We start from the raw sequence: 14,965 nt of genomic DNA on the forward strand, positions 1-14,965 counted from the left end.
CAGTAATTTTATACGAATATAAATTGATTTATATTTTTTGATGGAATTTTATTTTTCCATGTAATTTTCCAAATTTTTTTATTTTTTTCATTAGTATTTACAATAAAAACTCCCAAGGCGCTAATAAATCTATCATTATAAAATAATAATGGAATTTGATTACGCAACCAAGGCGGTATGTTTTTTTCTTGCCAAATTTTTTTGATATTTCTTTTTTTGTTTCTGCCTATAATTAATAAGGTTCCTTCATACTGAAATCTAATATTTATGAGTTCATTTTTTTTAGGTATAGGTAAAGACAAGCCTGCGGGATTTTGTTTTAATTCACCTAATGCATTAGGTAAAATTAAATTTTTACTTGTATCATGCCAAAATATAATTATATTTTTTATTATTGGTTGCGTGGTTATTAAGTATAATACACTCTTAAAGCGTCTTATTTCTTTTTGATTGAGAACAATCTTAGGATTAGCATCTTTTTGACTATATATCATTTGATAGTAAATAGAATGAATCATTTTGTATGAAGGCATTTTAATAGTTTTTTTAGAAATCCAATATCTTATTAATGAGTGACATTTTATTTTATTAATATTTTTAAAATTTTTTATTTTTAAGCCATAATCTGATGTTATGTATTGTTTTATTTCTTGTTTAAGAAAATGTCTTAGTAGTATAGTTTCTTGTCGGCATATATTGGCGCTACGTGCACAATTTTTTAAAAAATAAGGCCATCTTTCTTGTAGAATGGGAATAATTTTATGTCGAATAAAATTACGATCATATAAAATATCTGAATTACTAAAGTCTTCTATCCATTTCAGTTTATTATTTTGTGCATATAATTCCAAGTCTTGACGTATTATATTTAAAAAAGGACGAATAATTTTTTTGTTTCCGAATTTACTTGTTTGTTCCATACCAGATAATCCAGTAGGACCGCTTCCTCTTTTTAAAGATAAAATTAATGTTTCACATTGATCATTTAGATGATGTCCGGTAAGTAGTATTTCATTAATGCATAAATTTTGATAGATAATTGTATATCTTTTAATGCGCAACTGTTCTTCACAGTTATGTTTTTTTATCTTAATAAAGATATCTTTAATAATTAATGGTATTTTATACTTTTTGCATATTTTTTTGCAGTGTATAGCCCATTCTTTAGAAAGATAATTAATATTATGATTAATATGTATTGCTCTTATTTGAATAGATGGAATGTTTTCTTTTTGAATGGTAAATATTTTATGCAATAATACTGTAGAGTCTAATCCTCCACTGTATGCTATTAAGAATAATTTATTTTTAGATTGTTCAATAATTTTTTTAATCACGTCTATAAATTGAATTAAAATAATTTTTGTGAAGTATATACGAAAATAAAAATTTATACGTTCGAGTGGACTTGAACCACCAACTTCTACCATGTCATGGTAGCACTCTAACCAATTGAGTTACGAACGTATATAATTAAAGAATATATTATTTTTTATAATAATGCATCTAAATAATTATATATTATTTTTTTTAGAATATACAAATATTTTATTTGAAAAGATAATATTTCTATAGTATTAGTAATAATATAAAAATATCTGATTAATATTGTATATTTATTGTGAAAATATTTTATATTTTACATGAATATGATAATAAATAATAAATTTATATTAACGAGGTATTATGTTTACAGGTATTGTACATGGCACAGCAAATGTTGTATCTATAGAAAAGAAAAAAAATTTTCATAGTTATACTATTAAGCTTTCATCTCTTTTATCTGAAGGATTAAAAGTTGGAGCTTCAGTGTCAAATAATGGCTGTTGCTTAACAGTAAAACATATTGATAAATTATATTATACTTTTGATATTATGAAAGAAACATTAAATCATACTAATTTGGGAATATTAAATATTGGAGATTATATTAATATTGAAAGATCCGCTAAATATGGTGATGAAATTGGTGGTCATATAGTATCTGGACATATCCTAAATACAGCAGAGGTTTGTCGCATATCTGAATTCAGTAATAATTATACTTTATGGTTAAAAATACACAACAAAAATATTATGAAATATTTTTTTTATAGAGGATTTATTTGTATAGATGGTATTAGTCTTACTATTGGTGAAATTATTGAAAACGAATTTTGTATTCATATAATACCAGAAACTTTATTACGTACAACAATAAAAAATAAAAAAAAAGGCAGTTTAATGAATATTGAAATTGATGTTCAGACACAAATTATTGTGGATACAACAGAGCGTTTTATAAATAATCAAAAAAAATATTTATTCAAAAATATAATATCCCATTAATACGGGTATAAAAAATAAAAATAATTTTTATTACTGGTTATAAATATTGTATTAGAAATTCATTAATAACATTTTATTATGAGAAGAAAAATAAAAAATAAAATAGGAATAATAAGTGAAGCACTATTTTTTTTTATGTTTATCTAATATATTCATCGATAATTTTATTTTAGTAAAATTTCTTGGTTTATGTCCTTTTATGGGTGTTTCAAATAATATTCAAAGTGCTGTGGGTATGAGTTTAGCAACATCCTTTGTAATTATAATATCTTCATTTTTTTTATGGTTTATAAATGGATTTATCTTAATTCCATATGATCTTTTGTATTTAAGGATAATATTATATATTTTAATTATTTCTGTACTTGTTCAGTTTTTAGAATTATTTTTAAAAAAAATTAGTTTTCGTCTATATCTTATGTTGGGAATTTTTCTTCCTTTAATTACAACTAATTGTGCTGTGTTAGCTATTCCACTATTTAATATTTATTTACATCATACTTTAATAGAATCTATATTATATGGAGTCAGTGCATCTCTGGGTTATACTTTAGTAATGATAATATTTTCAAGTATACGAGAGCGTATCATAGTATCTGATATTCCTTTGATCTTTAAAGGTGCTCCCATTGCTTTAATTAACATTAGCTTAATGTCAATTACATTTATGGGATTTCAAGGTATAATAAAATTATAATTATGTTTATTTTTATTGTTATTTTTATATTGAGTATTTTTTCTTTTATTATAGGATTAATATTAAGTTATAGCGCATATATATTACGAATAAAAAGTGATCCTATTATAGAACAAATAAATGAGTGTTTTCCTCAAAGTCAATGTGGTCAATGCGGATATTCTGGTTGTTATCCTTATTCAAAAGCAATCATTAATAAAAAAGAGAAAATTGATAAATGTGTTCCAGGTGGCGAAGAAGTGATATTAAAAATTGCTCAATTATTAAATATCAAACTCACTATTAAAAATGCACTTCAAGATATAAAAAAAGAAATAGTAAACACAACTGTATCAATAGATGAATATAATTGCGTAGGATGTTCTAAATGTGCTTATTTTTGTCCGGTTGATGCAATCATAGGAGCTCCTAATTTTATTCATACAGTATTAGAAGATTTTTGTACAGGTTGTAACATTTGTTTGTTACACTGCCCTACTAATTGTATTAAAATAAAAAAAAGATATGATAATGATTAATATAAAAATTTTCAAAATAAAAAAAATATTTAATTTTATTTTTTCTATAAAAAAATGGAGATTATTATTTAATACTATTATTAGAAAAAAAAACATAATTTTTTAGGTGGTATAAAATGTTTTATGATAAAAGATAAATATAAAATATCTTCTATTAAAACATTTCCACTGTCTAAAAAATTTTTTATTTCTATCAAGAATGGAATCAATTTAAAAAATAGATTACGAATCAGTATCAATCAGAAAGTGTTACGAGGGCAGCCATTAATTTTTGGACATAATCATACAGTGCCCGTACATGCACCTACATCTGGTTGGATAGAGGATATAATTTTTTATTCAGATATTGATATTCCTACGCAAGATAATATTACTATTATCATTAGATCTGATACGAAAGATTCTTGGATACGTGTAAAAACTTATAAAAATTATAAAAATTATACCCCCGATAAATTAATAAAGATTATTTATCAATCTGGTATTATTGGATTGGGTGGCGCAAAATTTTCATCTTCTAAAAAATTATTATTAAGTCTAAATAAAGTTCATACTTTAATTGTGAACGCAGTAGAAAGTGACCCTTATACAACATCTGATGAGTGTTTAATACATAATTATATAGAAGAAATATTGATAGGATGTGAAATTATTGCTTGGATTACAAAAGTAAATCTAATTTTAATAGCGGTTCAAGATGATAAATTAACATCTATTTCAATCATTAAATCATATATTAAAAATAAATCTTTATTTAAAATGTTTATTATAACTAATAAATATCCTGCAGGAAGTAGTAAAATTATTATTCAGGCATTAACAGGAAAAGATATACCACACGGACAGCATGCTATTGACATGGGTTATTTGATTTTTAATATTGCAACTATATATTCTATTAAAAGAGCTATATTTAATGGTGAACCTCTTACTAATCGTATAGTTACTATTGACGGTAATAAAAGTACATATCCTGGAAATTTTTGGATAAGAATAGGCACTCCTTTAGTGGATATTATACATTATCAGAAATGTAAAAAATATTCAGATTTAATCTTTTATTTAGGAGGTTTTTTTATGGGTGAAAAAACAGTCTATTTGGATAATATTACATTAAAAAGTGAAAATTGTATTTTAATTATGTTAAAAAAAGAAGCAGATAAAAAATCAATGGAATACCAATGTATTCGTTGTGGTTACTGTTCTGAATTATGCCCAGTCTCTTTGTTGCCTCAACAGCTTTATTGGTATAGTAAAGCTAATAATCATATAAAAACAAAAGAATATTATATTTTAGATTGTATTGAATGTGGTATTTGTGAAAAAGTGTGTCCTAGTAACATCCCCTTAATTAAATATTTTAAACATGAAAAAAAAATACATTATAAAATAGATTTGCAAAATCATCGTCAAAAAATATCTTTATTAAGATTTAATACACGTCAAAAAAGATTATTGGAGGAAAAAAATATAGTTTCTCAAATAGCACGAAAAGAGCAAATACAATTAGCAATACAACGTATGAAAAAAAAGTCATAAAAAAGAGAAAAAAATGAATTTTCCTTATATATATCCGATGTATAGCATCAGAAAAATAATGTTTTTTGTTTTAATTGCCTGCATTCCTGGCATATGTGCAAAATGCTATTTTTTTGGATTAAATGTTTTAGTGCAAATATTTTTTTCTATTGTTATTTCTATATTATTTGAAATAATTATTTTAAAAATGTGTCATAAAAACATTAAGTTTTATTTATATGATAATTCTGTTATTGTAACTGCTATATTATTTGGAGTTAGCCTTCCTTCTTTATTACCATGGTGGATTATTTTTATTGGTTTATTTTTTTCTATTATTGTTGCTAAACATTTATATGGTGGCATTGGACAAAATATATTCAATCCAGCAATGATTGGTTATGCAATATTATTGATATCTTTTCCATTATATATGAGTAATTGGAAAGAACGTGATTTATCTCTTTCATTAATCGAAGATGTTAAAGCATCATATAGTGTTATTTTTTTAAAAAATAGTATATATCCTGAAGAAAATAATAACCCAGTATTAGTATCACCTGAATTATTTTCACAAGCTACCCCTTTAAATGATTTTAAAACACATTCTCACCTTAATTATAATAATTTTTTACATTCCACTCTTGAAGAATATCAAATAGTTAATCTTAAAAATAGTTGGAAATGGATTAATATTAATTTTTTATTGGGTGGTATTTTTTTAATATATAAAAAAATTATTTGCTGGAGAATTCCATTAAGTTTTTTAATTACTTTAAGTTTTTTATCTACAATTACTTGGCTGTGGAATGCTACATTGTTTTCTTCTCCTATAATACATTTTTTATCTGGAGGAACAATGATATGTGCATTTTTTATTGCTACTGATCCAGTTACAATGCCTTGTACTAACACAGGTCGAATTATTTTTTCTATTATTACTGCTCTTTTGGTATGGTTACTACGTAATTATAGTAACTACCCAGATTCTATTGCCTTTTCAGTATTATTTTCTAATATGCTTGTACCGCTCATTGATTATTTCATTAAGCCATCTGTTTATGGTCATAAAAAAATATGAAAAAAATAAATGTTATGTGGAAAAATTCTTTATTACTTAGCATATTTGCGACAATATTTATCGCCATGACAGTATTGTTTTTTCATATCACTAAATATAAAATCCTGCAATATGAAGAAGAAGCAAAAAAAATATTCTTGAAAGAAGTGGTATCTAAAGAAATATATAGTACTTGTATTAAAAAATTATATAAAGTCCAAGATATATTGCTGGGAGATAACAAAATTCATAATTTATGGATATTTTTTAAAAATAAAGAAGCATATATTGCTGTTGCTGAAAGTGTTGCACCAGATGGTTATGCTGGATCAATTAATATTTTAGTTGCAGCAGATTTTAATGGAACTATTATGGGTGTAAGAGTATTATCTCATCAGGAAACTCCAGGTATTGGAGATAAAATTGACTTTTCTGTGTCTAATTGGATTAGTCAATTTCATAATATGCATGTGTTCAATATTTTAGATAACGATATTCTTTTAAAAAAATATGGAGGTAAAATTGAGCAATTTACAGGAGCTACCATTACTCCTCAGGCTGTTACCAATGCCATTAAAAGAACAGTTCTATTTATAAAAAATATCGTCAAAACTCATTACAAAGGAGTAAAATGAAATTAAAGCTTTTTTTATACAATCGCATTTGGAAAAATAATTCTTCTTTAGTGCAGTTTTTAGGATTGTGCCCTTTATTAGCTATGACTACTAATATAACTAATGCTATTGGTTTAGGTATGGTTACAACTATAGTATTAACTATGACTAATACAATTATTTCTGTATTAAAAATTTTTATACCTAAAGAAATTAGAATTCCAATTTATATGATTATTATTTCTTCAGTGGTTACTTGTACTGAAATGTTATTACATGCTTATCAATCAGATTTATATAAATCATTAGGTGTGTTTATTCCTTTAATTGTAACCAATTGCATTATTCTTGCAAGAGCTGATTTTATAGCCTATAAAAAATCTATATTTATTTCTTTTTTAGATGGTATTTTCATAGGTTTGGGCTCCACTATTGCCATTTTTATAGTAGGTGCTATAAGAGAATTTTTTGGTAATGGTACACTTTTTTTTGGAATCAATAAAATTTTTATTATATTTAATCATCATGAATACTGGACATTCATAGATAAAAATCATACTATTCTTTTAGCTGTTTTACCTCCTGGTGGTTTTATGATATTAGGTTTTTTAATTGCTATAAAAAATATGATTAATATTAGAAAAAGCAATAAACTTTTTTCATATTGCACTGAATGTAAAAAAAATAATATAATCAAGAAATAATATTTATGAATTATAAAAAACGTTATAAGATATTGTCTTTATTTCTTATTCATAATCCATATCCAAAAACAGAGTTAATTTTTTCTTCTTCTTTTGAACTGTTGTTGTCTGTTATGCTATCAGCTCAATCTACCGATTTTATGGTTAATAAAATTACTAAAAAATTATTTAAAATTGCTAATACGCCCGAAAAAATTCTTCAATTAGGCATAGAAAATTTAAAATTTTATATAAAAAGTTTAGGTTTGTATAATATTAAATCGGAAAATATTATTAAAACTTCTATTTTACTATTAAACAAGTACGATGGATTAATTCCACGAACTCGTTTTAAATTAGAACAATTGCCGGGTGTAGGAAGAAAAACTGCTAATATTATATTGAATATATTATTTAAAAAAAATACCATTGCAGTAGATACTCATGTTTTTAGAGTATGTAATAGAACTAATTTTGCTCAAGGTAAAAACGTTCAAGAATTAGAAAAAAAATTATTAAAAGTAGTGCCGACCATATTTAAGATTAATTTTCATTTTTGGTTTCTTTTGCATGGACGTTATATTTGTACTGCGCGTAATTTTCAATGTCAAAAATGTATAATATATAATTTATGTGAATATAAAAATAATATATTACTTTAATTTATAAAAACTAATATTAAAATTATTTGGATCCATACGTGATTATTGCCACAGTAATCGTACATTTGTCTATTAAAAAATATTTTCAATATCGCGTTCCGAATGATATGACTCCAGTCATTGGAGGGCGTGTTATAGTGCCTTTTCGTTCAAAAGAATTAATAGGTATTGTTTTATCAATATATACTAATGTTAATATAGATGAAAAAAAATATAAATTTATTAAATCTATTATTGATAAAAAATCTCTTTATACTAATCTTTTGTTAGATATACTACTTTGGTCAAGTAAATATTATCATTGCCCTGTTGGTGATGTTTTTTTTTCTGTTTTACCTAAATTTTTACAATCAGGTCATGCTTTACCAAAGACATATATCAAAAAATGGACACTAACTAAAAAAGGTTTATGTATAAATTTCAATGGTTTTAAAGATAATAAAAAAAAAATAAGTGCACTTTTATTGTTAAGGGAAAAAAGTATTTTAGATTATGAATTAAAAAAATATAATATATCTTCTATGATTTTGCAGGAGTTGATTATAGAAAAATTATGTAAAAAAACATTATTATCTGAAGAATTATTTAAGCAAGAAGATGTCTTTTTTAATAAAAAGAACATTATTTTAAATGATAGAATAGTATGTCAAATAAAAAAAATTTTAAAAAAAACATATTTTTCATATTGGTTATTAACAAAAAATACTTTATTTATAAAAATAAAATTCTATCTTGGTTTGATAAAAAATATTTTAGAAAAAAAATCTCAAATTTTAATTATAGTTCCTTATATTAAAAATATTCACCGTATTGTATCTTTATTGAATCGATATTTTTGTATTTCTATTGCTATTATTCACGCTCAACTAACAAGTATTCAATATTTAAGAAATTGGATTGCAATTAAAGATGGAAAAAAAAATATTATTATCGGTACTAGTGAAAGTGTTTTTATTCCTTTTTTCAAATTAGGTTTAATTATTATACTAGAAGAAAATAGTTCTAATTATAAAAATACCAAGAAATTTAGATATAATACTAGAGATATAGGAATTCTTTTGGGTTTTAAAGGAAAAATACCTGTTATTTTAGATTCAGATACTCCTTCATTAAAAACATTGCATAATATTTTTTTTAAAAAATGTTCTCGTGTTGATCTAAATTCAAATTATTTTTGTAAAAAAATACAGCAGAAAATAGTTGATTTAACACATGAAAAAATAAAATGCGGTTTATCACAATCTCTTATAGAGGAGATACATGATACTATTAAAAATAAAAAACAAATTTTGTTAATTTTTAATAAATTAAATTTTATTTTTTTTGGTTTAACGTGTAGCTATTGCGGTTGGATAGCAAAATGTAATTTGTGTCATGATTATTTAGAAATTAACTTGTATCAAAAAATAATGTCTTGCAAATATTGTATTTTAAAAATTAAAATACCTATTTTTTGTGCGCGTTGTAAAGCTTTTCCTTTAATACAGTTGAATTTTGGTAAAAAATATATTAAAAATATAATAAAACGTTTTTTTCCTAATACACCCCTTATTTGTTTTCTAAAAAAAAATTCATTAAAAAAAAATCATGAAAATTTTTTAAAATTATCTTCTTTGAATCCTTGTATCATTATTATTACAGAAGAAATGGTACAAAATTATTTTTTTCCTCATGTAAAATTAATTGGTTTAATTTGTATTGATCATTATTTTTATTCTACTAATTTTCGATTTATTGAATCTTTTTCTCAATTTTATATGAGTTTAAACCTAATAGTCAGAGATAATTTCTCTCCAGTAAAAGCAGTAATACAAACATCATTTGCATATCATAAAAGTTTATTAGAATTTTTTGATTTGGGATATTTTTCTTTTGCAAATAAGATATTAAAAAATCGAAAAATTTTTTCATTACCTCCTTGGAATTATCAGATAACTGTTTATGCTCAAAGTTTTTCTGCAGAAAAGAGTTTTTATTTTTTATTATTTTTATATACTATTTTAAAAAAAAAATCTCAAAAAGATAGCACCTCTGTTTGGTTAGTAGGACCTTATCCTGATATTTCATTTCAATACAAAAAAGGTTTTATTTATTATTTATTGATACAACATTCATCACAAGTATATCTACAAAAATTGTTAAAAAAGTCTCTATATCTTATTAGTTATTTTTCTATAGCGTATAAAGTAAAATGGTTTGTAAAAATAGATATAGAATGATATATAAGAGTATTTTTTTGTATATTTTTGCTTATTGAACTTCTAAGTAATTAAGATATAATAAATTCTTATAAGTAAAATATTTAAATAAAATATAAAAATGTATTAACATGGAGTGCAAATGGTTACATTTGATTTTATTCATGAATTACGTAATAGATGTTTAATATCACATGTTAGTAATGAAGAACAATTACAAGATATTATAAAAAACCAATCTATTGCTTTTTATTGTGGTTTTGATCCTACAGCAGATAGCTTACATATAGGGCATCTTCTTTTGCTCATTACTTTAAAAAGATTGCAGAAATATGGACATAAACCTATAGTCTTAGTAGGTGGAGGTACAAGTTTAATAGGAGATCCAAGTTTTAAAGAAAAAGAACGTTTATCTGATATTAATAATAACGTAGATAAATGGACGCAAAAAATAATCAAACAAATTTCTTTTTTTTTAGATTTTAATTGTGGCATGAATAGCGCTCTTATTTTAAACAATAATATTTGGCTTAAAAAGCTTGATTTGTTGTCTTTTTTACGTAATATCGGCAAACATTTTTCAATTAATACAATGATTAATCGTGATTCAGTAAAACAGCGTATTATAAGAACAGATCAGGGTATTTCTTTTACGGAATTTTCATATAGTTTATTGCAAGCATATGATTTTTTTATATTAAATAAAAAATATCAAGTTATTCTTCAAATTGGCGGATCTGACCAATGGGGCAATATTTCTTCGGGGATGCATTTAATTAACCGGTTATCTCAAAAAGATGTATATGGTCTTACAATTCCCCTTCTTGTACAATCAAATGGAATTAAATTTGGTAAAACAGAATCTGGTACAATTTGGCTAGATGCTAAAAAAACTAGTCCTTATAAATTTTATCAATTTTGGATTAATATTGATGATAATAGTGTATATTACTTTTTAAAATTGTTTACATTTGAAGAATTATCTATTATTGAATTATTAGAAAAAGAAAATAATATTAATAATCAAATTATTAAAGATAAATTATTTCTTGCAAAAACTATCACACGTTTAGTACATGGAAAAGAAAATTTATTAGCAGTTGAGAGAATTACCGAAGTTCTTTTTTCGAGAAAAATTCATTGTATTACTGAATCTGATTTTCAGCAATTAGAACAAGACGGTATTCCTTCAATAACAGCATATCAAATAAAAGATTTGCAAGATGCATTAATATTATGTAATTTTTCGAAGTCTAGAACGCAATCTAAAAATTTAATTCAAGCTAATGCTATTTCTGTGAATACTCAAAAAATTATAAATTTAAATTATATATTTAGTACTAATGATAAATTATTTAAAAAATTTACTTTATTATCTAAAGGTAAAAAACATCATTCTTTAATTTGTTGGAAAAATTTTTAACGGTATTAATTGATAGAAAAACTATCACCACATCCGCAAAGATTTTCAAATTTTTTGTTATTAAATTTAAATACCTTATTAATATTATTTTGTATAAAATCTATCTTTACACCTTCTATTAATGAGATATGTTTGGAATTTATATATACTAAAATATTATTAATAGAAAATATTAAATCTTCTTTTTTTTCTTTTTTTACTAACTCCATAGTATATCGAAATCCAGCACAACCTGATTTTTTTATACCAATTCTTATTCCTTTATTATTAGCATTTGAATGTATTAAAAATATAATTTGTTTTATAGCGTGATCCGTTATAATAATTTTTTTCCATGAATTTTTATAAAATGCTTTTTTTTTGCTGTCTGATTCTTTCATAATTATATCTCTTAAAAAATTTTTTAATATTTTTTATATTTTATATAATATTTCTTTTTGTACATTATTTTTATAAAATTTGATGTTATAATTATTTTTGTATATATAAACTATAATGTATTTAATATAAATAATAGTCTTTTTGCTAAAAATAAGAACTCTTTATAAAATTTTTAAGAAAAAATTTTTTTTGAAAAATTTTATAAAAACTATTTATCATATAAAATACTAAGGTCAAATAATTATATGCAAAATTCCAAGAGAAAGATGGATTTACCGAAATCTATTTTATCACTTATATTTATTATTTGTATAACTATTGCAAGTTTTTTAGTTATTCGTCCATTTATTTTAGTTTTTTCTTGGTCAAGTATGATTGTAATTGTAACCTGGCCAATGATGCTAAAAATACAGAAATTATGTGGAGGTAGACGATCGATTTCTGTAGTAATTATAATGATAATATTATTACTATTGTTTATTGTTCCTGTATTTTTTTTAATTAATAGTCTCATTGCAACAAGTATACCATTAGTTCATTGGTTTGGTTCAAATATTGTAGATTTTCCAGAATTAATATGGCTGCAAGATATTCCTGTATTTGGTAAAAAAATATTCATACATTATCAAGAATTATTAGATGGTGATAGCAACGAATTACTTCATGAAGTAAAACCTTATATGGTGCGCACCACTCAATTTTTTATTGTTCAGGCTAAAAATTTTGCATTGCTTATATTTCATTTGTTATTAATGTTATTATTTAGCGTATTATTATATTGGAATGGAGAAAAAGTTACTAATTCTATTCGCGATGTTGCATATCGACTCAGTAAAAAAAACGGTCATGCTATTGTGATGCTTTCTGTTCAAGCAGTTAGAGCAGTAGCATTGGGTGTTTTAGTTACAGCTTTAATTCAATCTGCATTATCTGGAATAGGATTATTAATTGCAGGTGTTCCATATTGGCCATTAGTTATGATGTTAACTATTTTTTCTTGTTTATTGCAATTGGGACCATTACCAGTTTTAATTCCATCTGTTTTGTGGTTATATTGGAACAATTATTCTACTTGGGGTACTTCTTTACTAGTATGGAGTTGTTTATTATGTATATTAGATAACATTATTAGGCCTTTGTTAATACGTATGGGTGCCGATGTACCTATTTTATTAATTTTATTTGGAGTGATTGGTGGTTTAATTTCTTTTGGAATGATTGGTTTGTTTATCGGTCCTGTAGTATTAATTATATTTTACCGTTTATTAATATCTTGGATGTACGGAACGCCTATTCCATGCTTTCCAGATAAATCCACGGACTTGAAGAGTATTGAAAAAAAATAATGTATTAATATTTCATATATTGATGCGAAAAATTGATCAGATACTATTACATATATAAATATATTTATATGATAATAATATCAAAAAATATTTCATAAAATATTAACAGTTTTTTTATTTTTTATTACATTTATACCTTGTCTTTATTTTATTTTTTTATTTTAAAAAATTGTCATACTATTGTAAATTTTTTTTTGATAACTTAAGCGATTTGAATAGATTATTTTATAATTGCTTTAATAATATCTTATTATTTTAGAATAAAAATTTATTTAGAGAAAAAAATGAAAAAAACAGATGAACTCCGTACAATTAGAATGGATCCTTTAATTACTCCATCTGAATTAGCACAAAAATATGCTATTACTTCAGATATTATGGATAATGTTATTACAACAAGGCAAAATATTGCACGTATTATGACTGGACAAGACTTACGACTACTTGTTGTCATAGGACCTTGTTCTGTTCATGATCCCCTGGCTGCAGTAGAATATGCACATAGATTAAATGAATTACGTATAAAATATAAAGATCGTCTTGAAATAATTATGCGTACATATTTTGAAAAACCAAGAACAGTAGTTGGTTGGAAAGGTTTAATTTCAGATCCAGATTTAAATGGTAGTTTTAGAGTTAATCATGGACTATCTATAGCTCGTAAATTATTACTAGATATTAATTCCATAGGTATGCCTGCAGCAACAGAATTTTTAGATATGGTTATAGGGCAATTTATTGCAGATCTTATTAGTTGGGGTGCAATTGGCGCGAGAACAACTGAAAGTCAAATTCATCGAGAAATGGCTTCTGCTCTTTCTTGTCCTGTAGGATTTAAAAATGGTACAGATGGGAATATACGTATTGCCATTGATGCTATTCGCGCCACACAAGCACGTCATTTATTTTTAGCACCTAATAAAAATGGGCAAATGACTATTAACCATACCAGTGGTAATCCGTATGGACATATCATTATGCGAGGTGGTCGAACACCTAATTATCATGCAGAAGATATTGATTTAGCTGTTAAATATTTGCGAGAATTTAATTTATTAGAATATTTAATGGTTGATTTTAGCCATGGTAATTGTTTAAAAGAACATACTCGTCAAAAAAATGTTGCACGTTCTATTGCACATCAGATTGTTAATGGTTCTAAGTTTATATTTGGTGTGATGATTGAAAGTTTCTTAGAAGAAGGATTTCAACAAGTAGTGGAAAATCAACCATTAATATATGGTAAATCCATTACCGATGCTTGTTTAAATTGGAAAGATAGCAGTATTATTCTTAATCAATTAGCAGATGCTGTAGATGCTCGTTTTTAATATTATATGCTAGTCAGAATTTTTGACTAGCATCTTTTTATGTATTAAAAAAATATTATAATTAGAAAGAATCAATATGTAATAAAAATATTTTTCGAGACATGTATTAATTTATATGAACCTAATTTCTGTATACTTTAATAAAAATGTATACATAAATATATTATATTGTCTTAATTTAAAAGACTAATATATAACAAATATTA

Annotated in this window: 13 protein-coding genes, 1 tRNA gene and 1 pseudogene; 12 read left to right on the top strand and 3 right to left on the bottom strand. The window is 24.1% G+C overall.

The features are described 5' to 3' along the window. Nucleotides 1–8: 8 nt before the first annotated feature. Together tilS and AB4W59_RS00510 are read right to left on the bottom strand one after the other, a co-directional pair. On the bottom strand, nt 9–1,337 hold the full coding sequence (tilS, locus tag AB4W59_RS00505) for a tRNA lysidine(34) synthetase TilS (protein WP_367673189.1): 1,329 nt from the start codon (nt 1,335–1,337) through the stop codon (nt 9–11). 56 nt (nt 1,338–1,393) lie between these two features. Next, nucleotides 1,394–1,467 (bottom strand) — tRNA-Val (locus tag AB4W59_RS00510). Nucleotides 1,468–1,686: 219 nt separating this feature from the next. On the opposite strand from AB4W59_RS00510, the gene AB4W59_RS00515 reads away from it, so the two are divergent. The 10 genes and pseudogenes from AB4W59_RS00515 to tyrS all read left to right on the top strand — a co-directional run bounded on the left by AB4W59_RS00515 (nt 1,687) and on the right by tyrS (nt 11,701). Beyond that, complete coding sequence (locus AB4W59_RS00515) at nt 1,687–2,328, top strand: riboflavin synthase subunit alpha (RefSeq protein WP_367673190.1); 642 nt, start codon at nt 1,687–1,689, stop codon at nt 2,326–2,328. Between the two features lie 115 nt (nt 2,329–2,443). Beyond that, nucleotides 2,444–3,025 (top strand): electron transport complex subunit RsxA, encoded by a 582-nt coding sequence (gene rsxA / locus AB4W59_RS00520; protein WP_367673191.1) that lies wholly within the window; start codon nt 2,444–2,446, stop codon nt 3,023–3,025. A 2-nt stretch (nt 3,026–3,027) separates the two neighbouring features. Then, nucleotides 3,028–3,543 (top strand): RnfABCDGE type electron transport complex subunit B, encoded by a 516-nt coding sequence (locus tag AB4W59_RS00525; protein ID WP_367673192.1) that lies wholly within the window; start codon nt 3,028–3,030, stop codon nt 3,541–3,543. A 105-nt stretch (nt 3,544–3,648) separates the two neighbouring features. Beyond that, nucleotides 3,649–5,082 (top strand): annotated as a pseudogene (gene rsxC, locus AB4W59_RS00530) (electron transport complex subunit RsxC); the annotation flags it as partial. Between the two features lie 13 nt (nt 5,083–5,095). Continuing rightward, the gene (locus tag AB4W59_RS00535) at nt 5,096–6,142 is read left to right on the top strand and encodes an RnfABCDGE type electron transport complex subunit D (RefSeq protein WP_367673193.1); all 1,047 of its coding nucleotides are present in this window, start codon (nt 5,096–5,098) and stop codon (nt 6,140–6,142) included. Further along, nucleotides 6,139–6,756, top strand: a complete 618-nt coding sequence (rsxG, locus tag AB4W59_RS00540; protein WP_367673194.1) for an electron transport complex subunit RsxG — start codon at nt 6,139–6,141, stop codon at nt 6,754–6,756. Before AB4W59_RS00535 ends, rsxG begins: the two co-directional genes overlap by 4 nt. Further along, nucleotides 6,753–7,439, top strand: coding sequence for an electron transport complex subunit E (locus AB4W59_RS00545; RefSeq protein WP_367673195.1), 687 nt, complete (start codon nt 6,753–6,755; stop codon nt 7,437–7,439). The genes rsxG and AB4W59_RS00545 overlap by 4 nt, the downstream gene beginning before the upstream one ends. Nucleotides 7,440–7,444: 5 nt before the next feature. Then, on the top strand, nt 7,445–8,080 hold the full coding sequence (nth, locus tag AB4W59_RS00550) for an endonuclease III (protein ID WP_367673196.1): 636 nt from the start codon (nt 7,445–7,447) through the stop codon (nt 8,078–8,080). Nucleotides 8,081–8,118: 38 nt separating this feature from the next. After that, nucleotides 8,119–10,299: a primosomal protein N' gene (gene priA, locus AB4W59_RS00555; protein ID WP_367673197.1), complete on the top strand. Its 2,181-nt coding sequence runs from the start codon at nt 8,119–8,121 to the stop codon at nt 10,297–10,299. Between the two features lie 121 nt (nt 10,300–10,420). Beyond that, nucleotides 10,421–11,701, top strand: coding sequence for a tyrosine--tRNA ligase (gene tyrS / locus AB4W59_RS00560; RefSeq protein ID WP_367673198.1), 1,281 nt, complete (start codon nt 10,421–10,423; stop codon nt 11,699–11,701). 5 nt (nt 11,702–11,706) lie between these two features. Here tyrS and AB4W59_RS00565 read toward each other — a convergent pair whose 3' ends face one another. Beyond that, entirely contained in the window at nt 11,707–12,081 is a 375-nt protein-coding gene (locus AB4W59_RS00565) for a HesB/IscA family protein (RefSeq protein WP_367673199.1), read from the bottom strand. Between the two features lie 246 nt (nt 12,082–12,327). Between AB4W59_RS00565 and ydiK the strand changes: the two genes are divergently transcribed. Together ydiK and AB4W59_RS00575 are read left to right on the top strand one after the other, a co-directional pair. Continuing rightward, nucleotides 12,328–13,428 (top strand): AI-2E family transporter YdiK, encoded by a 1,101-nt coding sequence (ydiK, locus tag AB4W59_RS00570; RefSeq protein ID WP_367673200.1) that lies wholly within the window; start codon nt 12,328–12,330, stop codon nt 13,426–13,428. Nucleotides 13,429–13,712: 284 nt separating this feature from the next. Continuing rightward, nucleotides 13,713–14,759 carry a 3-deoxy-7-phosphoheptulonate synthase gene (locus AB4W59_RS00575; protein WP_367673201.1) on the top strand — a complete coding sequence of 349 codons (1,047 nt, stop codon included), beginning with the start codon at nt 13,713–13,715 and terminating at the stop codon, nt 14,757–14,759. The last annotated feature ends 206 nt before the right edge of the window (nt 14,760–14,965 follow it).

The sequence above is a fragment of the Buchnera aphidicola (Cavariella theobaldi) genome (genome assembly GCF_964059165.1).
Taxonomy (GTDB): domain Bacteria; phylum Pseudomonadota; class Gammaproteobacteria; order Enterobacterales; family Enterobacteriaceae; genus Buchnera; species Buchnera aphidicola_BO.